This window comes from Marinomonas sp. ATLA20 (genome assembly GCF_057180105.1).
The window spans coordinates 210,526-232,376 of the sequence record NZ_JBXUKU010000001.1; the positions used below are offsets into that span (position 1 = coordinate 210,526).

Annotated in this window: 22 protein-coding genes; 10 read left to right on the plus strand and 12 right to left on the minus strand. The window is 44.7% G+C overall.

Features of this window, described 5'->3' with window-relative positions; translation table 11 throughout:
* Positions 1–83 precede the first annotated feature (83 nt).
* Positions 84–599, minus strand: coding sequence for a peptide deformylase (gene def, locus AC2A4J_RS00910; protein ID WP_255827322.1), 516 nt, complete (start codon positions 597–599; stop codon positions 84–86).
* 255 nt (positions 600–854) lie between these two features.
* On the opposite strand from def, the gene dprA reads away from it, so the two are divergent.
* Positions 855–2,135 carry a DNA-processing protein DprA gene (gene dprA / locus AC2A4J_RS00915; protein WP_484174532.1) on the plus strand — a complete coding sequence of 427 codons (1,281 nt, stop codon included), beginning with the start codon at positions 855–857 and terminating at the stop codon, positions 2,133–2,135.
* Positions 2,136–2,174: 39 nt separating this feature from the next.
* On the opposite strand, the gene AC2A4J_RS00920 is transcribed toward dprA, so the two are convergent.
* On the minus strand, positions 2,175–2,591 hold the full coding sequence (locus AC2A4J_RS00920; RefSeq protein ID WP_484174533.1) for an RNA-binding S4 domain-containing protein: 417 nt from the start codon (positions 2,589–2,591) through the stop codon (positions 2,175–2,177).
* A 44-nt stretch (positions 2,592–2,635) separates the two neighbouring features.
* Here AC2A4J_RS00920 and cysQ point away from each other — a divergent pair, with 44 nt between their 5' ends.
* Positions 2,636–3,484, plus strand: coding sequence for a 3'(2'),5'-bisphosphate nucleotidase CysQ (gene cysQ / locus AC2A4J_RS00925; RefSeq protein WP_484174534.1), 849 nt, complete (start codon positions 2,636–2,638; stop codon positions 3,482–3,484).
* A gap of 95 nt (positions 3,485–3,579) precedes the next feature.
* Here the strand turns inward: cysQ and AC2A4J_RS00930 are convergent, their stop codons facing one another.
* The 3 genes from AC2A4J_RS00930 to AC2A4J_RS00940 are packed head-to-tail and all read right to left on the minus strand — an operon-like array spanning position 3,580 to position 4,949.
* Positions 3,580–4,161 carry a DUF4865 family protein gene (locus AC2A4J_RS00930; protein WP_484174535.1) on the minus strand — a complete coding sequence of 194 codons (582 nt, stop codon included), beginning with the start codon at positions 4,159–4,161 and terminating at the stop codon, positions 3,580–3,582.
* 18 nt (positions 4,162–4,179) lie between these two features.
* Positions 4,180–4,572, minus strand: a complete 393-nt coding sequence (locus AC2A4J_RS00935; RefSeq protein WP_484174536.1) for a tautomerase family protein — start codon at positions 4,570–4,572, stop codon at positions 4,180–4,182.
* Positions 4,572–4,949: a carboxymuconolactone decarboxylase family protein gene (locus AC2A4J_RS00940; protein WP_484174537.1), complete on the minus strand. Its 378-nt coding sequence runs from the start codon at positions 4,947–4,949 to the stop codon at positions 4,572–4,574. Before AC2A4J_RS00940 ends, AC2A4J_RS00935 begins: the two co-directional genes overlap by 1 nt.
* A gap of 132 nt (positions 4,950–5,081) precedes the next feature.
* On the opposite strand from AC2A4J_RS00940, the gene AC2A4J_RS00945 reads away from it, so the two are divergent.
* The gene (locus AC2A4J_RS00945) at positions 5,082–5,960 is read left to right on the plus strand and encodes a LysR substrate-binding domain-containing protein (RefSeq protein ID WP_484174538.1); all 879 of its coding nucleotides are present in this window, start codon (positions 5,082–5,084) and stop codon (positions 5,958–5,960) included.
* A 3-nt stretch (positions 5,961–5,963) separates the two neighbouring features.
* Here the strand turns inward: AC2A4J_RS00945 and AC2A4J_RS00950 are convergent, their stop codons facing one another.
* Positions 5,964–6,539, minus strand: a complete 576-nt coding sequence (locus AC2A4J_RS00950) for a TetR/AcrR family transcriptional regulator (protein ID WP_484174539.1) — start codon at positions 6,537–6,539, stop codon at positions 5,964–5,966.
* Between the two features lie 132 nt (positions 6,540–6,671).
* Between AC2A4J_RS00950 and fabF the strand changes: the two genes are divergently transcribed.
* Positions 6,672–7,940 (plus strand): beta-ketoacyl-ACP synthase II, encoded by a 1,269-nt coding sequence (gene fabF / locus AC2A4J_RS00955; RefSeq protein ID WP_484174540.1) that lies wholly within the window; start codon positions 6,672–6,674, stop codon positions 7,938–7,940.
* 94 nt (positions 7,941–8,034) lie between these two features.
* Here the strand turns inward: fabF and AC2A4J_RS00960 are convergent, their stop codons facing one another.
* From AC2A4J_RS00960 to AC2A4J_RS00975, 4 genes are all read right to left on the minus strand, one after another.
* Complete coding sequence (locus AC2A4J_RS00960) at positions 8,035–9,357, minus strand: TRAP transporter large permease (RefSeq protein WP_484174541.1); 1,323 nt, start codon at positions 9,355–9,357, stop codon at positions 8,035–8,037.
* Entirely contained in the window at positions 9,354–9,860 is a 507-nt protein-coding gene (locus AC2A4J_RS00965) for a TRAP transporter small permease subunit (protein ID WP_484174542.1), read from the minus strand. The genes AC2A4J_RS00960 and AC2A4J_RS00965 overlap by 4 nt, the downstream gene beginning before the upstream one ends.
* Positions 9,861–9,987: 127 nt before the next feature.
* Complete coding sequence (locus AC2A4J_RS00970; protein ID WP_484174543.1) at positions 9,988–11,013, minus strand: TRAP transporter substrate-binding protein; 1,026 nt, start codon at positions 11,011–11,013, stop codon at positions 9,988–9,990.
* A gap of 395 nt (positions 11,014–11,408) precedes the next feature.
* A complete protein-coding gene (locus AC2A4J_RS00975) occupies positions 11,409–13,298 on the minus strand; it encodes a methyl-accepting chemotaxis protein (protein WP_484174544.1) in 1,890 nt (629 codons plus the stop codon).
* A gap of 348 nt (positions 13,299–13,646) precedes the next feature.
* Between AC2A4J_RS00975 and AC2A4J_RS00980 the strand changes: the two genes are divergently transcribed.
* On the plus strand, positions 13,647–14,585 hold the full coding sequence (locus AC2A4J_RS00980) for a LysR family transcriptional regulator (RefSeq protein WP_484174545.1): 939 nt from the start codon (positions 13,647–13,649) through the stop codon (positions 14,583–14,585).
* A gap of 3 nt (positions 14,586–14,588) precedes the next feature.
* Here the strand turns inward: AC2A4J_RS00980 and AC2A4J_RS00985 are convergent, their stop codons facing one another.
* Complete coding sequence (locus tag AC2A4J_RS00985) at positions 14,589–15,314, minus strand: FCD domain-containing protein (RefSeq protein ID WP_255827333.1); 726 nt, start codon at positions 15,312–15,314, stop codon at positions 14,589–14,591.
* Between the two features lie 217 nt (positions 15,315–15,531).
* Between AC2A4J_RS00985 and manD the strand changes: the two genes are divergently transcribed.
* The 5 genes from manD to AC2A4J_RS01010 all read left to right on the plus strand — a co-directional run bounded on the left by manD (position 15,532) and on the right by AC2A4J_RS01010 (position 20,685).
* A complete protein-coding gene (manD, locus tag AC2A4J_RS00990; protein WP_484174546.1) occupies positions 15,532–16,743 on the plus strand; it encodes a D-mannonate dehydratase ManD in 1,212 nt (403 codons plus the stop codon).
* 6 nt (positions 16,744–16,749) lie between these two features.
* Complete coding sequence (locus tag AC2A4J_RS00995) at positions 16,750–17,772, plus strand: Zn-dependent oxidoreductase (protein WP_484174547.1); 1,023 nt, start codon at positions 16,750–16,752, stop codon at positions 17,770–17,772.
* 46 nt (positions 17,773–17,818) lie between these two features.
* A complete protein-coding gene (locus AC2A4J_RS01000) occupies positions 17,819–18,775 on the plus strand; it encodes a TRAP transporter substrate-binding protein (protein WP_484174548.1) in 957 nt (318 codons plus the stop codon).
* A 90-nt stretch (positions 18,776–18,865) separates the two neighbouring features.
* Complete coding sequence (locus tag AC2A4J_RS01005) at positions 18,866–19,411, plus strand: TRAP transporter small permease (protein WP_484174549.1); 546 nt, start codon at positions 18,866–18,868, stop codon at positions 19,409–19,411.
* Positions 19,411–20,685, plus strand: a complete 1,275-nt coding sequence (locus AC2A4J_RS01010; RefSeq protein ID WP_255827338.1) for a TRAP transporter large permease — start codon at positions 19,411–19,413, stop codon at positions 20,683–20,685. Before AC2A4J_RS01005 ends, AC2A4J_RS01010 begins: the two co-directional genes overlap by 1 nt.
* A gap of 45 nt (positions 20,686–20,730) precedes the next feature.
* Here AC2A4J_RS01010 and AC2A4J_RS01015 read toward each other — a convergent pair whose 3' ends face one another.
* Positions 20,731–21,681: a LysR substrate-binding domain-containing protein gene (locus AC2A4J_RS01015; RefSeq protein WP_484174550.1), complete on the minus strand. Its 951-nt coding sequence runs from the start codon at positions 21,679–21,681 to the stop codon at positions 20,731–20,733.
* Positions 21,682–21,851 lie beyond the last annotated feature (170 nt).

Consider the following 21,851-nt stretch of genomic DNA (forward strand, 5'->3'; position numbering starts at 1 on the left):
AAAGGTTCCTTAACAAAAAATCAGGCCAAAGCCTGATTTTATAATACGAGTATCAATGTTCTTTAGGCTAAAAGAACGTTCTTTTAGCCTTGCTTAAGAGCCAGCTTGTGAGCTTTTTCGAGCTTGCTCTTAATGCGATTGCGTTTTAGAGGCGTCAAATAATCGACCATAAGTTTGCCATCTAGGTGATCAATCTCATGTTGAACACAAACTGCAAGAAGCTCGTCGACATCCATAGTGAAGGGTTCACCGTTGCGGTCTAATGCTTTCACTCGTACTTTAGCAGCACGATAAATGTGTTCGTAAAAGCCTGGTACAGACAAACAACCTTCTTGGAATTCATTTGGCTCGTCGTCTAAAATTTCGAATTCTGGGTTAATAAAAACGATCGGCTCGTTACGTTCTTCAGAAAAATCCATTACGACAAGACGATGATGATAATCCACTTGTGTCGCAGCCAAGCCCAAACCGTTCTCGTCATACATGGTATCAAGCATGTCATCGATTTGAGTTTGCAGCTCATCAGTGAACTCGGTAATTGGCTTCGCAATTTTGCGTAAGCGTTTGTCTGGGTATTCAAGTACAGTTAAAACAGCCATGATCTTTTCCAACGATGTGTCTTTGTTCATGAGTGGAGACACTCTCTCCTACTCTTTTCATTACGTCTATTGTAACGCAAGTCTGGCCGTTGAGCAGTCTTCTCATGGCGGTTTTTTGGCCAATATGATTGAATAGCCTCCATAGCCAAAGACTATTCGCTCTTGGCTTTGTATTTTAAGTACTCTTATTTTGTTTTTTAAGTAAACGTACGGGCAAGGAATGCCCATGTTTAATTCGGAAGGAAGCCGTTTATCATGTCTACTTTTAACGCCACAGGTTTGTCTAAAACCGATTGGTTATGCTTAAGTTTCTTATCGGGAATCGGTCCATCCCGACTCTCACGTCTTTATACTTACCTTAGTCAACTCGATCATCCTACATCAACAGAGGGCACTGAAACCTTATCCTTGTTTAGTGGCGATAACTCATCCGAAACTATTTCTTATGAATTATTGACCGCCTTAAAGTGGCCAGACATTACTGCGCGTCAGGCCATGGAGTATTTTTCCAATGGCACTCTGACCAAGGAGCAAGAAAGCAAACGAGATGAATCGTTAGCATGGATGGAAGACGCCAATCATCATTTGGTGTTGCAAGAAGATGAGCTCTATCCCAAAGCCTTAAAAGAAATCACCGTAGCGCCAGCCTTTCTTTACGTGGAGGGCAATCCTGACGGGTTGGCGTTACCGAAAATTGGTATTGTCGGCGCGCGTAAGTGCTCGCGCTATGGAAGAGACGCCACCTTTCAGTTTGCAGAGCAATTATCCGCTCGTGGTATTTGTGTGGTCAGTGGTGGTGCCATGGGAATTGATACCGCTGCCCATCAAGGTGCTCTATACAACAAGACAACACCCACTATTGCCGTTATGGGCACGGGCTTATTTCATCGCTATCCACATCATAATCGAGAGATGTTTGAAGAAATCCTAGAGCAAGACGGCGTATTAATAAGTGAATACCCACTATCAACCAGTCCCAGACCTCACCTATTTCCACCGCGTAATCGAATCATCAGCGGTTTGAGTATGGGCGTGTTGGTGTCTGAAGCGTCCGTCAAAAGTGGCTCCTTGATCAGCGCCAGTTATGCCATCCAACAAAACCGGGAAGTGTTTGCTTTGCCCGGACGTTTGACTGATCCAAAATCAGAGGGTTGTCATCAACTACTTCGGCAAGGCGCTACTTTGGTTCGTCATGTGGATGATATTCTGGCTGAGTGCTCAGAGCTGCCCTCTGCTCCTCTAACCAAGAGATTAACGACGACCAAGAATAATAAAAAGCGATCATCTGAAAACACAAACCAAGCAATAGAAAGCGTTTCTATTTTAGCGTCGAATCCGTTTCGAGATCTGCCAGAATCAACTTCTGATAACGCCAAAGTGGTAATTGTCATTATGGAGCAAGAAGCACAACCAATGGATTTTGATGCCTTGATTCGGCAAAGCAAAATGGACGCGGGATTGATGATGCAGGTCTTAATGGAATTAGAATTGTATGGTTGTGTGGAGAATCGAGAAGGTCTTTATTGCCGTTGTTGATACAACAGGTGGTATCAGACCTTCTCGTTTTTAAAGCAATTACATATCGCTAAAAATATTTTTCTTGAGCTGCTTAATATCACGACGCTCTTTTTTATTCGGCTTGTGGTCGGACATAATTCGGCCACCAAAAGATTTGTTTTCGAGAGCACGTTTCTCACGTTTTGCAATCGACTCTGGCGTTTCCTCATAAAGCAATTGTGCTTCTGGTGCGCCACGACGTTGGCCGCTAATATCTTTGATTTCGACAACCTTTTCGTCCCAGCCAAGGCGAATACCAATTAAGGCGCCAATTTCCACATTACGGCTGGCTTTGCCCTTACTGCCGTTATAAGTCACCTTGCCACCGTCGATGGCTTCCTTACAAAGTGAGCGAGTTTTATAAAAACGTGCGGCCCAAAGCCACTTATCTAAACGAACGGCTTGTGGTGCCGACTGCTTTTCTGGTTTACTCATAAAGAATGCGTTGACCCTATTCTGTTGTCATATTTGAGGCTGTTATGCAGGACGTTAGTAGACACCCAATTTTCCAAGCTCTTCAAAAAATAATACACGATGCCGCCGATGTGATCATGGATATTTATCAACGTGCCGATTTGGGGATCGAGCAAAAGCTGGACGACAGTCCAGTGACCGCTGCCGATCTCGCTGCGCACAAAGTGATTCTAGCAGGTTTGCAAGCACTTACACCTGATATTCCGGTTTTGTCGGAAGAAGGCGTGGTGGCGTTTGAAGAGCGTTCTAAATGGCCCATGTTGTGGATCGTCGATCCGCTCGATGGCACCAAAGAATTTATCAAGCGTAACGGCGAATTCAGTATCAACATCGCCTTGGTTGAAAATGGCGCGCCCATTATTGGTGTGGTGTATTTACCAACTACAACCGAAGGCTATTTTGGCGTGACCAAAGCGTGGCAAGATTTACCCGTTGGTGCGTTTAAATGGCAAGGGGATGAATACGAAAGCATCAACGTCCGAGAACCGCGCGAGCCTATCATTGCCATGACCAGTCGCAGCCACGGCCCTGCTCTTCCAGCCTCGCTGAAAAACAAGTTAAAACTGACTTACGAACAGGTGCGAGAATTACCTAAAGGTAGCTCAATTAAAGGCTGTCGGATTGCGGAAGGAATTGCCGATTTGCATCTGCGTCGTGGCCCAACGAGCGAATGGGATACCGCTGCTCAGCAAGCCATCATCGAAGCCGCTGGCGGAATGCTCGTCACCCCGGATGGAAAGCCGTTTCGTTACAACCAAAGAGAAACCCTACTTAATGGTCACTTCTTTGTTTCGGGTGCTGAGCTCGCCCCGTATGTGATGAACTGGTATCTAGAAAACGAGGAAGAAGAGTAAGCACTACTCTTCTTGTTCTTCTCTTTCTTGCTTTGCCTTATCTGATTGTTTCACGTGAAAAAAACATTAGAAATGCCAAGAGTTTGAAAATGAACTCATTGCGCCAAATAGCCAATGTGAAACCAATCGCTTGATAAGACACCTGCCACTTTCTTTGTCTCTACCGTTATTGAAGTCCAAAATGTCCAGCGTGTCAGTAACCATTGCTCTGGATCTAGACTACTGATATAGGCTACGAGTTTGTTATCTGTGGTGGTTAAAGCATGCATATCTAACGACTTTTCCTGCTCAATAATATCGGCAATCTTTGAGTCACTAGATATATGGATGACTTCTTTTTTAAGGTATTTCGCACTTGTTAGGCTTGCTTCATTTGAATAAATAATTGGGATTCCATAACTTATTCTGGGCCGTCCAAAATCTTGTTCTAGCTGCTGGTACCCTGGATTTGCTAGAAAAGAGATCATGCCTTCATTGCTTTCCCAAAGATAAAAAGGCGCGTACTGATTTTCTTTAGGAGCGCCGAGTTCTTTATCGTCCTTAATTGAATACAAGTAACCTTTAAAGATAAGGTGAGGAAAACCATTTAATTTATGGCCACTTTCTGCAATTCGTTTACGGATGATTTGCATATCGTAATTGGCCGGTAAAGTGAAACTGTATTGCATTACAATCATTGTTACTCTCCTTTCAAGTCAAGGTAAGGTCGCCATTGCGCCATTGCTAAATGACCATTCTTCAGTTTGGTTGGTTGAAATAATGACCATAAGGTCTGCTGGATTAAGTCCGACAGAGTTTTGTAGTTTTGTTGATAACGTTTGATAAAAAAATTCTTTGGTTTTTGTGTCTCTAGGTTTACCCGCTGTAATTTCAAATAATAACCAGTCCTTACTTCGAGCTTGGTTTACCGGACAAGCGTAATCTTGGTCATAAACACGTTGCTCATCGGTCAGGCGGTTTATTATTTGAAAGCAGTCTTTTTGAGGTACTAAAAACGATTCAGTTAACGCCTCGTGAAGTGATTGAGAGACTTTCTTCACGTAGCCATCAGGCTTGTCTGCTGAAATATAAATGTGTGTGAGTGGCATTACTTTCCCTCCTCTGCCTGTTTCTGCTGTTCTGTTGCAAGATATTTTTTTAAGCTTGCAAGTCCTGTCGCTGCACAAGGCCAGCCTGCATAAAAGGCTAAATGTGTTATGGCTTCTGCAAGCTCTTCCACACTCAAACCATTCTCAATGGCTTTTTGCAGATGAAACGCTTGCTGCTCTGTTCGATACAAAGCGGTTAATGTTGCAACTGTAATTAGGCTTCGTTCTCTCGGGCTGAGTTGTGGCCTTTGCCAGACTTGATCGAATAAAACCTCGTCTGTTATCAAGGCAAAGAAAGGTGCTATCTCTCCAAATGCTTTTTCTGCTTCTGTCGAACTTGTTTTTTCTATATTGGGATTTAATGCAGTGTTGTTCATGCTGTCTCCTTTCAATGAATTCGTTAATAAGTTGGCGTTGAAATGAGAGTAAAATGTTTTATTGGTTTAAAAAATCAAAATATATGGTATATATAGTCCTGAAAAACAGGACAATTATGTTGGGAAATATTGATGCGTAAAGTGACGTTAGATTTAGAAGCGCTACGAAGTTTTGTCTTAGGCGTGGAGTTGGGAAACTTTGCCGAAGCTGCTGAGCGTTTAAATCGTTCGACGTCTGCCGTCAGCGCTCACTTAAAGAAATTAGAAATGCAGCTTGAGCAACCTATCCTTAAACGTTCTGGACGAAGCTTGGTGTTGCTTCCTGCTGGCGAGGAACTGCTTTCTTACGCTAAACGCTTGCTGGCTTTGAATGATGATGCTGTGATGGCGCTACGACGACCTAAGGTATCGGGGATTGTTCGCATCGGATTGCAAGAAGACTTTGGCGAACGATTCTTGACCGATACGCTAGCGCAATTTAATCGGACGAATCCTGAGGTTGTTTTGGATGTTCAAGTCTCTCGTAACAGAAATTTGATGGAAAGATTTCAGCAAGGAAAGCTAGATTTGGTTTTATGCTGGAATAATACCGAAAGTGTTGTTACGAATACTGAAGTCATCGGGCAATTTCCAATGCAATGGATTGGTGTTCCAGAGACTTTTATCGATCAGCAGCTGCCATTGTCACTGGTATTATTTGAGAGTCCTTGTCTACTTCGCGAGGCAACACTAAAAGCGTTAGATGAGTCAGAAATTCCTTGGCGGGTTGCTATGTCTAGTCATAGTTTGTCGGGTGTTTGGTCTGCAACAGAAGCGGGCTTGGGGATCACGGTTCGTACACCTGCTGGCCGTCCTGACTCATTGGCCGTTCTAGAAAAAGAATGGTTACCACGATTACCCAATTTGGCTCTTTGCCTGATACAAGCCGACGGATTGAATGCCGCAGCGCAGAACTTAAAAGAAACCATGCTCGATGAGCTTAAACAAAACTTTCCTGATTGGGTTTATTAATGTCTAACCGCTGTTAAGTCGATTGACGATGCGTTCTTGGGCGCGTTTTAAGAAGTCGTTTTGCAGTGGTTGCGCAAAAGAGCGTGCAATGGCGACGGTTCCCACTAATGAAACCACTGTCTCTTCCGCTAGTGATTCGGCTTCTTTGTTGCCGCGTTTTTTTAGGATTTCAGTAAGACGTTCGACTAGGCTATCAAAACACGCTTGGTAGGCTTGGCGAACTTTCTCTTCTTTGTGAGCGGCGTCTGTGACTAAAAACTCCAATGGCGATGGGTGTTCTTTGTCATTTCGTCCCCAGCTAAGGTAGCGAGTCACTAGTGCCTTGATATGGGTTTCTTTTCCTTCGGTCTGTTTGTCGTCCCTCGCCCAAAAAGCGTTGGAGGTAGCGAATTGCATGGCCGCTTCATATAAGCTGCTCTTACCAGAAAAATGCGCATAGAACGCACCGTGCGTCATGTTGGCTTTTTTCATAATTTGATTCAGCGTGACGCGATCAAAGCCATGGGAGCAAAATAGTTTTGCTGCCGCTTGTAATATTCGTTGTCTAGTTTGTTCTTTGTGTCTTGGCGTGTAAGACATAGTTAACTAAACCTCCTCGTTGACTGACACTTTCTTCGATTATAAATCGGATTCTAAATATTATCTTGATCATATATAGACTCACTCTAGCATGGTGACTTTCTTTCTGCTGAAACTTAAGAGGGTTATCTCATGTCGCTTAAAGAACGAATTGTTATTACTGGTATGGGTTTGGTGTCACCGCTGGGTTTAGGCGTGGCTTCGGTTTGGGATAGGTTGATTCGCGGTGAATCTGGTATTCGCTCATTACCAACGACTTTATCGGAAGGGCTAAATACGCACATTGCGGGGCAAGTTCCTAGCCAGACAGAGCAAGAAAATGGTTTGAACGAGTCTGACTATTTGTCCCCTAAGGATCGAAAACGCGTTGATCTATTTACCTTATTTGCTCTTGCTGCTGCCGAAGAAGCCTTAACACAGGCCAACTGGCGACCAATGACTGCTGAAGACCAGGAAGCCACCGCTACCATCATTGCAACGGGGATTGGCGGTTTGCCAACCATTACTCAAGCGCACACGACATTAATAGAGCAAGGTGCACGACGTTTGTCGCCATTTACGGTTCCTGCCTTTCTTGCCAATCTTGCGGCGGGTAACGTTTCGATTAAATATGGATTCAAAGGACCAATAGGTACGCCAGTAACAGCGTGTGCCGCGGGCGTGCAAGCGATTGGTGATGCTATGCGTCTGTTGCGTACGGGTGAAGCCAAAGTGGCTCTGGCGGGCGGTACGGAAGCCTGTATTGATCCTCTGTCTTTGGCTGGCTTTGGTGCCTTGAAGGCGCTTTCTACGAGAAATGAGGATCCTGAAAAAGCGTCTCGCCCTTTTGATAAAGATCGTGAAGGCTTTGTCATGGGGGAAGGTGCCGGCCTTGTTGTGCTCGAAACGCTTGAGCATGCTTTGGCTCGCGGTGCCACTCCATTGGCGGAGATCGTTGGCTATGGCACCAGTGGTGATGCGTATCATCTGACATCAGGTCCAGAAAGTGGCGAAGGCGCTGCTCGCGCTATGCAAACGGCTCTGACTATGGCGGGCATTTCAGCTGATCAAATTGGCTACGTGAATGCGCATGCTACGTCAACGCCTGTGGGTGATCGTGGAGAGATTAACGCCTTGCGTAGAGTGTTTGGCGAGAAGGTGACAGAGGTAGCGATTTCATCGACGAAATCCGCAACAGGCCATTTGCTGGGTGCTGCCGGCGGCGTAGAAACGATTTTCAGTGCTCAAGCCTTGATATCTGGTATCTTGCCTCCGACGCTAAACCTTGAAAATCCAGAAGACACCATGGCCGATTTGGATCTTATCCCATTGGTTTCACGTGAAAAAAATGTCGAGTACGTGCTGTGTAATGGCTTTGGTTTTGGTGGCGTAAACGCAGCGATTATTTTGAAGCGTTACTAATCTATAGAGCAATTTATCGAGTAAATTGAAACAAAAAAGGCGACTCAATTTGTAAGAGTCGCCTTTTTAATATCACTGTTCTTGAGTATTGGTTTTAGCCATCCATTAGTTGGCTAGGTAACCACGTGACTAATTCTGGGAACATCATCACGACGATAAGAACCAAAAGCTTAAGCAGTACAAATGGCGTAATGGACTTGTAGATATCCAACATGGTGATGCCTGGAGGCGCGATGCCTTTTAGGTAGAACAAAGCAAAACCATAAGGCGGTGTTTGTACGGCGATCTCAATATTTAGAATCATCAAGATACCAAACCAAATCGGATCATAACCAAGGGATACAGCAATCGGTGTGAAGATAGGCGCACACATTAGAACGATGATGAATTCATCGATAATGAAGCCCAGCAACAGCATGATCAATTGGAACAGCATGATGACGACGATCGGTGGCAAGCCCAAATCTTGGGTGAAGCCGGCTACCATGCTTTGTACGCCCATTAGCAAATGGAAGTTACTGAACACCGATGCCCCAACGATAATCCACATTGCGACCGTGACAAGCAATGCTGCTTGCATGCCGGCTTTTTGAACCATACGTGGTTTGAATCGTTTAAAGAAAATCGCCAAAATAATCGCGCCAACGACCCCGATGGCACCGGATTCTGTTGGCGTCGCAATACCCATGATAATACTGCCCAAAACCGCGACAATCAGTAGCAAAGCTAGCAAGCCATCACGAGCGGTTAGGAACTTCTCTTTTGGTGTTGGCTGCACTTCTGGCACGACATCCATAGGTGCGCGTTGAGGGTTCAACTTACAAGAAATCACCACGTAAGCGATCAGCAACACAACGGTGATAAGCGCTGGAATTAAAGCGCCAATAAACATGCGCCCTACTGAGTTCTGTGTCGACGATGCAAACATGATCATGGGGATGCTAGGTGGAATCAAAATACCTAAACCACCACCGGCCATAATGACACCAAGCGCTAAGCGTTTATCATAGCCACGTTCCAACATTGGTCGCAGAGCAATACTGCCAGACGTCATGATGCCCGCACCGATAATGCCAACCATGGCACCGATCATAGAGCACACCACGATAACGCTGATGGCCAATGAACCGCGTACACGACCAATTAGCATTTGGCTGGCGTTAAACATGGCATCGCCAATGCCGGAGCGAGTAAGCAGTTGTCCCATGTAAATATACAAGGGGATGGCCAGCAGGATAAAACTAAAATGAGTGGACTCAAGCGTAGTGGGAATAACGTTAAAAAGCGCATCCCCCCACGTCATATAACCTATGCCCATGGCGATACCGCCAAGGGCTAAACCAACGGGTGCTCCCAAGGCAAACGACGCTATGATGCAGGCGAACAAAATGCCTGTTAATAATTCAATACTAATCATGGTGCCGTTTCCTCTTGCTCTGTTTGTGCTTCTGGCAATAAGGGTTTGCCAGTAATCGCTTGATGTAAGGAATCAATCCAGTCGCTGGAAAGTTGCAAAATTAGCAGCACGCTAGCGATTGCCATCATTAGCCAGTAATGATGCATATGAGGAGCCCATTCACTTTGGCGTCGGTAATTAAACTCGAGCGCTTCTTCAAACTTACCTATGCTCATTTTGCAGACGATGACCATGAAGAACATGGCGAGAGCGAATGAAAATAGGTTAAATATGCTTTTGGTTCGAGCAGAGACTTTGTTGTAAAGGATATCGACATTGATGTGGGCGCGTTGTTGTTGGGCATAAGCACCGCCTAGAGCCGCAATGTAACCAAAGATAAATAACGACGTGTCGTAAGCCCAAATGGTCGGACTGTCTAAGATGTAACGAGAGAAAACCTCGAATGCAACGACAAATGCTAATACTGGCATTAAATAGGAAACGGAGTTTCCAATGAAAGCCACCAATGCGTGGACTCCTAGACAATAGCGTCTAATCGCAGTCATTATCATTGTTTTGTACCTGTTAGGATGGATCGGAAAACCAAAACGGCCTTCTTGGAGAAGGCCGTATTAGTCAGTGCTAAGTCAATTATTTCTGTTCTTTGCGTAGAACGTCAATTAACTCTTTGCTGTATTTGTCTGCCGCTGCGTACTCATCCCAAAGTTTCGCACCCGCATCTTTCCATGCTGCTTTGTCTGCAGCACTTGGCTCAGGGCTCCACTGTAGACCTTTTGCTTCCATGTCAGCAACCGCTTCAGATTCCCAAAGTTTAGACTTGGTCATTTGCTCTTGAGCGTGAACCGTTGTCGCCGCTTTAACAATGGCTTTCAAGTCTGCTGGAAGTTTGTTCCAAGCGCTTTGGTTAACGATGATAGGTAACACTTGTGCGCCCGCTAGTGGAAGTGGGTACATGTATTTCGCTACTTCAACGTGGTTACCATCGCGGTGGTCGATCATGTTAGAGCCAATAGAACCATCGATTACACCAGTAGATAGCGAGGTGTAAATTTCAGACCAAGCAAGCGATACCGGAGAAGCGCCTAGGTTACGTAGGAACTTACCGTATGCGCCAGGTGCACGGATTTTCAAACCTTGGAAGTCTTCAACAGAATTGATTGGTTTCTTAGTAATAACGTAAACCGCTGGCTGAATGTAAGGGTCAAGCCAAACTAGACCTTGAGCACCGTACGCTTCTTTAAGAATAGGAGCCCAGCCTTTTTCTTGGAACAAGGTGGTTAGCTCGCCAACGTCACTGGTGCCGCCAGGTAAACCGATTTCAACCAAACCTGCTGGCAGCTCGCCCGCGTTCAAAGATTGGAAGGTTGCGCCCATTGTGATTAGGCCCGTTTTTACGGCACCAAAAATACCAGATGCACCCACGCCTTCACCGTCATAAAGAACCTGTACCTTGATGCGGCCGTCAGACATAGTCTCAATGTTTTTTGCTAAATCTTCATACACAGCGCCGAATGCAGAACCACGGCTGTATAGGTTAGCGAAGCGCCAGTTATAATCTGCAGCGTTAGCAGAAGAAGCGACAGCGCCTAATCCAAGAGCTACCGCTAGAGAGCTTACAACCAATCGTTTTTTTACTTTTAGTATCGTCTTAATCATTGAGCTACCTCGAGTGCAAAAGTGCATAAAAAAGTCACGCCTTGAATGTTGTGACGCCTTGTACTCGATACTTTCAAAAAGGCCGCCACCATTAAAGCGCGTAAAATCTATCTAAAGTTTTGTCACTATCAAACAATTAAAAAAGTGAAAAGCCTTTTAAAATCAGTTAACTAAAGGACAGGTCCGCACAAAAAACGCTCATAACGCACCAAATTCGTGCAAGCAATAGGTGAATAGAGTGCAACATTATAGTGAATAATATTGATCTATCGTGTTGAAAACGTGCATGTTTTTTACTTTTTCTTAATCTCGATTTGAATAGGACTTTCAACAACAAAAGCGCCCCAAAGTGGGGCGCATTGTTTCTAGATTATTTAAGCAGGTCTTTAAAATCGCTAAGTGATGTCGAAACCTTGTATCTGTTTGGCTAATTCGTTTGTTTGATGGTGAACATTTTTATTGGCCATTTGGATAGATTGCGTTGCCGCGTGGTTGTCTTTGATATCGTGAGCAATGATGTCCATGTCTTGCGCCATTTGTGCTGTCGTCAATGCAACCTCTTTAATAGCTTGAGTAATCTCCTGCGTATGGTTCATTGCTTCCAGAGTGTTTTGCTCGACTCTATGGATCGTCATGACAGCGTTTTTGCCTTGTTCTTTGCTGCGACCAACTTTCTGTAGGCTAAGCGTCATAGCATCAATGACTGCTTGTGTTTCCTTCTGAATATTTTCGACTTTCTCTGTAATACTTCCCGATGCTTTTACTGTTTGCTCTGACAGTGTTTTAACTTCGTCTGCCACAACAGCAAAGCCACGGCCAGCCTCTCCGGCACGAGCTGCTTCTATTGCGGCGTTGAGAGCCAATAGACTCGTCTGCTCTGCGACACCGACGATGAGTTCAATAACCACATCAATTTCTTTAGATAGCGCACCAAGACGATCAACTCGTTCGTTGGTATCTTGAATGGTTTGTGCCACATCGCTAATGCTGGTCATGGCATCACGCATGGCAGTCACACCGCTGGTTGCTGATTCATAAGCGACATTGGCAGCGCTCTGCACGTTCTGCGTCATCGATTGCACTGTATCTGCGGTCGCGGATATTTCTTCTGTAGAAGTGGCTAACGTATTGCTTCGATCACGAATTCGCTCACTGCCGCTGACAATGGTTTGAATACCGCTGTCCAACTCATCAGCCGTGAGCACCAGCTTCTCGTTGCTGCTTATCAAATGGCCAATTAATAAGCGCAAGCTGTCGGACATTTGGTTTGAAGCAATGAAGAGTTGCTGAAACTCATCTGGATTGCCTGAACCTTGGTTCTGTTTACGGGAACCAAGTTTGCCTTGCGCGACTTCTTTTAATATTGCTAACACCGCTGTTAGGTTGCGGCTTAAAGAGCGAATCACCGTCGACAAAATAAGACCAATAACGAGAGCAAGTAATAGACAAGCGATTACCAAAGAACTCCGCGCTTGCTCGGCGGTTTCTATTGAACGTATTTGCGCCTTAGCCAGTAAGGTGTTTTGCAGGTAGTTGGCGCTCTCGTCCATAGCTTGCGTGTATTGATTGCTTAATGATGTGAGTTCATATTGTTGCTCTTGTAAGGCAATGGATAAAGCAATAACGGGGGCCAAGGCATCTTCATAGGTTTGAATCATTGGGCCGAATACATCGCTAAACCCTATGTTATCAACGTTACTCTTAAGCGTATGAATTGCGGATTGTAAATCGGCTTGGTGTGCCGCATCACTGTAAGCTAGGAAGTCTTTCTCTCTCGCCCTCACTTCTTTAAAACTGGCTGCAAAACTTGCTAATGATTTGAGTTGTTCCGCCAAGTCTTGTGCTGATTGATTTAAGCGACCCAGCGCGCCAGTGTCGCCACTTAATCCAAGAGTCGTTAAGTTTTGCAGATTACTTTCAAGCGCGGATAGATAATTAGGCTGTAAAGCTTGGCTGTTCTCTAAGAGAGCTCTGCCTTCGGTATCGAGTAAATCCGCTCTGATACTAAAGCCAGCGGAAGTGTCTTTTTTAATGCTCGCTAATGTTGTGCTGATAGCGTCGACATTACTGGGAGAGAGGGTGGACATTTCGCGTTCAAACTTGAGTAAAGCAATTTCAACGTCTTTGACTTCGCTGGTCAGTCGACTTAGTTCGGTGGCATCGTCAGAGGCTCCGGACATTTGCGACAAGTTATAGATAGAATAAGCCCCAAACCCCGCGTAACCAATACAGACCAAAACAACAATAGCAATCAGCTTCTGACGAACGGATAACGCGATAGACATATAACCTCCTCTACACCCCTTTCTGAAAAGAAGGGCAAGCAATCAAAACAACAAAAAAGGCCTGTTTATCCAGTAAGACAAACAGGCCAAAATAACGTGCTGGAAGAACGAAATGAAAGGCCAGTATTTCATTTAAGAGCGTAGCCAAGTCATTTCAGGGTATAACCAAGCGGATACGAATCATCCTGAATGCACAAAACGCGATTATGAAAACATTTTGCTGTGGTAGCCGACGTCTCTAACCTTAAAGAAGCAGAAAGGGGGATGAAAGTAGCTTAAATCAATGTAAAGTTAGAGAATCAACGAACTAAATTGCGATGATTAGGCTAGTACACGTGGGGAGAGGCGATGAGCGTTAAAAATTATTCACTGGGACAGGTCGGTGATTATGAGATCAAACAGTTAAAAGTCTTTAAAACCGTCGTCGATTGCGGTGGATTTTCGGCGGCTGAAACCTCTCTTAATATTGGTCGATCAACCATCAGCCTACATATCTCCAATTTAGAAGCGCGCCTGAATCTTGTTTTGTGTAAGCGTGGGCGTGGTGGATTCTCTCTCACGGAAGAAGGCGTCATCATTTATAAAATGACCGAGAACTTACTCGAATCATTAGATGCGTTTCGAACGACAGTCAATAACCTAAACGCCAGCTTGACGGGAAAGCTTCGCCTCGCGCTTTCTGACAAAGTGAGCCTAGATCCGCGTAGTCACTTTCCAGAATTGATTCAACGCTTTTCCACGGACGCGCCAGAAGTATCGATCACTACTAACGTGTCTTCGATGTCGAACATTGAGCGCATGATTTTGAATGATGAGGCTGATATCGGATTTATTCCTTATCATCGCAAATTGGACGGGCTAAGTTACGTACATTTATATAGCGATGATTGTTATTTGTATTGCGGCAAGGATCACCCGTTGGCGACTATGTCCATTGAAGAGCAGGACGAACAGGTGAACAAATTCCCTGCCACTCATGCGGGATTAAAGCCGCACGAGGCGATCAGTGATCAAATATCTGGGATGAACCTGACAGCGATTTCTTACTTCTACGACAGCCGGTTAGCCTTAATTCTCTCTGGTCGATACATTGGCTTCTTACCTGAACGCTATGCGGAGCCCTACGTCGAATCTGGAAAAATACTTGCTGTCGCGCCAGAAAATCGCTCTTACACTTTAGGCGTCGCCGTGATTTGCAAGAAAACCACCCAACCTAATAAACCCCGTGAATTGTTCCTAAAAGTGTTACATCAGACGGTTGAGGAGCTTATTTCTGCGCCGTATTAGAGGTTAGTCGTGCGGTTGAGCAAAAAGATAACCATCAAAATCTGGCGCTTCCGTATCTGAGAGCTTAAACAAGGTTTGTTTAACGTTCTCTAAATGCTGCCACATGGCTTGCCTTGCACCCTCTGCATTTCGTTTACGCAGCTGAACGAGTACTTTTTTGTGATCGTCTAACCATTGATCATGATACGACGTGTCTTGTATGCGAGCATGAAGCTTTTTCCACATCGGATTACCATCGCGCATATCCCATAAGCGTGTGGCTGTATCCAGCAGCACCGTGTTCTGAGTTGCTTGAGCGATAGACAAATGAAAGTCTCTGTCTGCGTTATTGGCATTTTCGACGACTTCTAATTCCGCACTTTCGATATCTAGAATATCTTGCAGCTTTTGTAGGTCTTGTTTAGTGATAACAGGCGCCGCGCAAGCGGCGATTGAGCTTTCAATCTCTTGGCGGGCTTGTAATAACTCAAATGGACCGACATCCGATACCTGAATAATGGGCTGTAAAGAAGCGAGGCTATTTTTCAAATAACTGCCTGAGCCTTTTCTAACTTCGATCAGCTCTTCAATCTCCAACATGATGAAGGCTTCTCTTACCAAGGTTCTGCTGACGCCAAATAATTCTGCGTAAACACGTTCCGTAGGTAACTTATCACCAATCTTCATTGTGGATTTTGCAATTTCTTGCTTAATGCTTTCGCCAATTTCTCTGTAGAGTCGTTCTGCCATAGGAGGATTCTTAGTTACTTTAATTGCCATTAATCTGGTATGCCATTTTCACGTAAGACACACTTAAAGTCGATATTTTAATCAATCCGACAGATATAAATTACAATTTGGTATGCCAATTTTGCTGTTTTTACTTGTTAGACGCGAAATTTTCAGCTATTTTGAGAAAATAATAGGTATTTGGCATACCAAAAAAAATAATTAGGTATCGTAGTTTATGAAAATTCGATCAGCAAAAGTAATAGTGACCTGTCCTGGTCGCAACCTAGTCACATTAAAAATAGAAACAGACGAAGGTGTTTATGGCATTGGCGATGCGACGCTTAATGGTCGTGAAAAGTCTGTTGTTTCTTACCTTGAAGACCACGTTATCCCTACCCTAATTGGCAAAGACCCACAGCGAATAGAAGACATTTGGCAGTACTTGTACCGTGGTGCTTATTGGCGTCGAGGTCCAGTTGGTATGACGGCGATTGCCGCTGTTGATGTTGCTTTGTGGGATATTAAAGCCAAACTCGCTGGTATGCCTTTGTACCAATTACTTGGCGGAAAAAGCCGTGAAAAAGTGATGGTTTATGGTCATGCCACTGGATTAGATATTGATTCCTGCCTAGAAGAAGTTCGCAAGCATGTTGAACTAGGCTACAAAGCGGTTCGAGTGCAATGTGGCATACCAGGCATACCAACGACCTACGGTGTTTCTAAAGAAGCGGGCAAACCTTATGAGCCTGCAGACTCTGCTCTACCTTCTGAGAATGTTTGGTCGACGGAAAAGTACCTTAATCATGTACCTGAGCTATTTGCTGCTGTTCGCAAAGAGTTCGGTGAAGACTTGCATATACTGCACGATGTACATCATCGCCTTACACCAATCCAAGCTGCGCGTTTAGGTAAAGAAGTTGAGAAATTTCACTTATTTTGGCTAGAAGATTGTACGCCTGTTGAAAATCAGTCTTCTTATGAATTAATTCGCAAACATACGACAACGCCGCTTGCGATTGGCGAAGTCTTCAATAGCTTGTCTGATTGCCAAGAGTTGATTCAAAACCAGCTCATCGACTATATCCGAGCGACAATTACCCATGCTGGTGGCATAACGAATGTACGGCGCATTGCCGATTTCGCGTCTATCTTTCATGTTAAAACGGGTTTCCATGGTGCGACGGACCTTTCCCCTATTTGTATGGGCGCAGCATTGCACTTTGATACCTGGGTGCCGAACTTTGGCATTCAAGAACACATGCCGCATACCAAGGAAACGGATCTTGTGTTCCCTCATGCGTATGAGTTTAACGATGGCTTCTTCACGCCGGGTGACGTACCTGGCCATGGTGTCGACATTGATGAAGAGCTTGCGGCGAAATATCCCTATAAACCTGCTTATCTTCCGGTTAATCGCCTTGAAGATGGCACCTTGTGGAATTGGTAGAAAATTATGAAAGCGTTTCAAGTAGCAAATGTAAATGACTATGCCTTGATCGATACCAAACAGCCTGTTGCTGAAGCGGGTGAAGTATTGATTAAAACCGCCTTTGCCGGAATTTGTGGCTCTGATCTTCACATCATTCATGGGCAAAACCCTTTCGTGCAATTTCCTCGCATTACAGGGCATGAGTTTTCAGGTGTTGTAGCAGCCGTTGGTGAAGGCGTCACGCACGTTAATGTTGGCGATAAAGTCTGTGTTGATCCTGTTATTAGTTGTGGCGAATGTTATGCCTGCCGTGCAGGACGCTTTAACGTCTGTGCGAATCTACAAGTGTTTGGTGTACACCGTAATGGCGGCTTTGGCGAATTCACCAGCGCGCCTGCAAGCAACGTTTTAGTGCTTCCTGACAATGTCACGCTTGAGCAAGCAGCCTTAGTTGAGCCTTATTCCATTGCCACCAATGTTTTATCTCGCATGGAACCTATCCCTGGCGACACCTTGTTGGTGTATGGCGCGGGAGTCATTGGATTGACTATCGTGCAAGTGGCGAAAGCCATGGGCATCGAACGCATCATTGTTACTGATATTGTTGATGAGCGCTTAGAAACAGCCAAAGCGCTTGGGGCAACGGACGTGATCAATAGTCGGGTAAATAAAGTTGAAGACTGTATCCAAGAATGGACTAATGGCGAAGGTGTACCTTTGATTGCCGATGCCGCTTGTATTCCTGCTCTTTTACCTGAAATTTTACGTATCGCCTGCCCTGCTGGACGTGTTGGTTTGTTAGGCTTTACCTCTACGCCAAGCGATCTTGCGCAAATTGAAGTGATTAAGAAAGAGCTGACAATAGTGGGTTCTCGCCTTAATAACCGCCGTTTTCCTCAAGTGCTTGAAATGATTTCGTCAGGCCGTTTGGATCCTTTGGCTTTAATCAGTCATCGAATCGCTTTAAACGACATTGGCGATGGTATTCAGTTAATGGAAAACCACCCAGAACTTACTCGTAAAGTGCTTGTTGAGATGAGTAAGTAATTGATAAACCAATAATATAAATCTAAAAATAAAAACGGAGTTCCCCATGATTAAACCAATGTTAAAAGTCGCCGTTATGTCTTCAATTTTGTTGACTGGCTTAGCTCAGGCAGCTGATGTTACTTTGAAGTTTGGCTACCCAGCGAATGAAGAGAATATTTGGCACAAAGCCGCTTTGAAATTCAAAGAAGTAGCCGAAACAAAATCGAATGGCCGTATCGACGTGAAGCTTTACCCTAATGAACAATTAGGCAAAGAAATGGATGTGATCAACAGCATTCAGCTTGGTACAGCGGATATGACCATCACGGGTGAATCGCTACAAAACTGGGCACCAAAAGCGGCACTGATGGCGGTTCCTTATGCCTTTACTAGCTCTGAACAGCTGCAAAAAGCCGTTAATGGTGAAGTTGGTAAAGAAATTACGGATCAAATTACTGAGCGTACTGGGCTAAAGCCTATTGCGTGGTTTGAGCGCGGACCTCGTCACTTAACCTCTAACCGTAAAATTCAATCCCCTAGTGATCTAGATGGCTTGAAATTACGTGTTCCTAACGTGCCTCTGTTTGTAAAAACGTGGCAGACGCTAGGCGCTAAACCAATCCCTATGGCATTTAGTGAGGTGTTCACAGCCCTTCAACAGAATACGATTGATGGACAGGAAAATCCGCTTAGCTTGATTAATAGCGCGAGTTTCTACGAAGTTCAGAAATATGTGAACTTGACTGGTCATGTGCGTAGTTGGATTTATGTGGTGATTGGTCAAAGCAAACTAAACAGCATGCCTGCTGATTTACGCGCCATTGTTTTGGATGCTGGTAAACAAATGCAGTCTTATGAGCATGGCATGTTTGCCGCGGATGAAGCGCAATTGCGTTCTACTCTAGAAGCTCGTGGAATGGAGTTTGTGCAACCTGATCTTCAAGCATTCAAGGCCGCAGCACAAAAAGCAGTACAAGAAGCTTTGACGCCTGAACAGCTTGAGCTTTATAACAAGATCTAAATCTCTAGTAACAGATCCAGATCTACATCCGTTTAAGACGCCTATTTTCGCTTCTAACAGCGAAAATAGGCCACTTTGGAGATAAGTGCGATGAGTATCTCATCTCAAACTAATAACCCAAGAGACTTTGTGAGCAAGCTGGAAGCAAGTATCCAATGGTTGCTACGCATCGTTAATTGGGTCTTTTCAGTGTTGGCGGTATCGGCCTTATTGGCGATTGCTGCCGTGGTTATTTTGCAAGTCGTCTCACGCTTCTTGTTACCTAGCTCTCCTATTTGGACAGAGGAACTGTCTCGATATTTGTTTATTTATCTTGTCGTGATGGGTTCTGGATTGGTGATCAGTCATAACCGTCATGTACGCCTAGAGTTGTTTCAAGGCGCTTTGAATCGATTTTGGACAAAGTTTTATCAGATTTTCTGTCACCTTTTGGCTGGTAGTTTTGCGATTTATATCCTGCCTTATGCCATCAAATACGCTCAAATAGGTCGCTGGCAGACCTCTCCTGCTTTAGAAGTTCCTATGTACTGGGCATTCTTATCAGTGACTTTTTTCTTCGCGTTAACGGCATTTTATAGCTTTATGAGTGTGCTGCTTGTTCTGCTCGAACGTGATGACCAAGGGGTAGCTTCATAATGGAAGTCATTTTACTGTTTCTCGTATTCTTTTTATTGCTGTTCGTGGGCGTGCCAATCGTTTTTTGCTTGGGCATTGCATCGCTAACGTATTTAACTATGGCGGGGATTCCGTTAACCATCGTGCCTCAGCGCCTATATGCCGGTATGGATTCCTTTGTCTTGCTGTGTATTCCTGGCTTTATTCTGGCCGGTAATTTAATGAACGTCGGTAATATTACGGATTACATTATTCGGTTCAGTAATGCCTTGTTAGGCCATATTCGTGGCGGCCTTGGACTGGCTAATGTTGGCGGCTCGATGATCTTTGGTGGTATTTCCGGTACGGCCGTCGCTGATACGGCGAGTATTGGTGCCGTGATGATTCCCGGTATGGCAAGAAGTGGTTACGACAAACCCTTTGCTGCAGCGGTAACGGCTGCTTCATCGACGATTGGGCCTATTATTCCACCTAGTGTTCCCATGATTATTGTGGGGTCATTAAGCGGTATTTCTGTTGGTAAAATGTTTTTAGCGGGTGTCGTCCCCGGTATCATGTTGGGTTTAGCGATGATGGTAACGGCGTATATTATTGCCGTGAAGCGTCAATACCCACGTGAGAAGCGTGCCACATTAAAAGAAATTTATATTGTTGGTAAAGGTGCGTTTTGGGCACTGTTGATGACCTTTATTATCCTATACGGGATTATTGGTGGACTCTTTACGCCAACTGAAGCCTCTATTATGGCCAGCCTTTATGCCTTTGTTGTCGGCATGTTTGTCTATAAAGGCCTGACTTGGAAGAATCTTCCCAAGCTCTTAGTGGATACGGTTTTAAGCTCTACCAGCTTGCTGTTATTGGTTGGGATGGCAAACTTATTTGGCTGGATTCTTACCAGCGAGCAAATCCCACAGATGCTGGCGAGTGCTATTTTTAGCATCAGTGAGAACCCATTGGTGGTGATTTTAATCATCAACATCGTGTTATTGGTTGTTGGTGGGTTCATGGAAACCATCGCGGCATTGATTATCCTCTTCCCTACTTTGCTAAAAGTGGCTGAAGGCATTGGTATGGATCCAATTCACTTTGGTGTGATGGCGGTGCTTAATCTGATTATTGGCTTAACAACGCCTCCTGTAGGGGTGTGTTTGTTTGTTGCGGCGGGAATCAGCGAGCTACCAATGACGGCTGTCGTAAGAGCCATCTGGCCATTCTTACTCTGTAACCTTGTCGTCCTTCTACTGGTTTCTTACGTCCCTGCAATTTCACTTTGGTTACCTTCTTTTTTAGGCTAACTTTGGCCTGTTAAGGCGCTTCTGGTCCTCTGGAAGCGCCTTTTTTTATGGCCATGGCAGTGGCTGGTGAGGTTCTATTTTCGTTGCTCGATTATTCTGCCCGAGACTTTCTTCTTTCATCCACTCTACAAAGGCTTCAATTCGAGCTCTTCTTGGCGAGTTTTTGGCGTAGTAAGCGTAAAACTCGATCTTTTCATTCAATGCTTTTGGGTAGGCTTGGACGAGCGTTCCCTTATCAAGTTCTTCTTGAACCATAAACTTCGGACATAAAAAGACGCCATGTCCGGCCTTTACTGCGCTAATTCCCATATACCAAGAGTTTACTTCTGCCCAAAGAATACTTTTGCTGCGAATGGGGCAAATCGCCTGTTCTTCAAACCAAGTACGCCATTGATAGACGGCATCGTCCACTTGAATCATCCAGCACTTTAATAAGTCGGTCGGTTGAAATAAGCCAATTCTTTTAGCTAGTGATGGGGAGCAAACGGGAATAATGTCAGACGATATGAGCGTTCGCTTCACTGTGTCATCTCTGTCACCAATCCAATGCTGACTATCATCAATGCCTAGGTCTATATTGCCATTGTGTATGTCCCTGCTCTCGTCAGATGAGAATAGTTTTACTGTGATGTCTTTTTGACGATCCGAGAAGCGCCACAACTTTGGCATTAACCATAAAGACACAAAGCTTTGTAACCCTGAAACCAGTAATGTTCCCTCAACAGGTTCCAGTTTGACGCTATCTAGTCCTTTGCTAATAAAATCAAACCCTTGGGTCAGGTGGGCGGCGAGTTCAGCCCCTTGGCTAGTGAGCCGCATGTCTCGTCCAGAGCGATAAAACAGCGGAACCCCCAGATATTCTTCTAACAAACGAATTTGCTGACTCACTGCGGCCTGTGATACGTGCAACTGCTGTGCCGCCTTGGTGTAACTCAAGGTTTGGCTTGCTACCGAAAAGTAATGTGCTGCTTTGAGGTGAGTAACACGATTGCTCATAAGCGAGTATCCAAAATAGAATCCATAAGTTTTTCTAATATTATATGTAAGAATATAGCATTCGTTTTTAACTCTTTTTGGCGACACAATAAAGTCCTTATCGACAGGAGGTGTGAATATGTGGACGTTATTGTTGTGGTTGAATCAGAAAGCTGTAGCAAGCTATATAT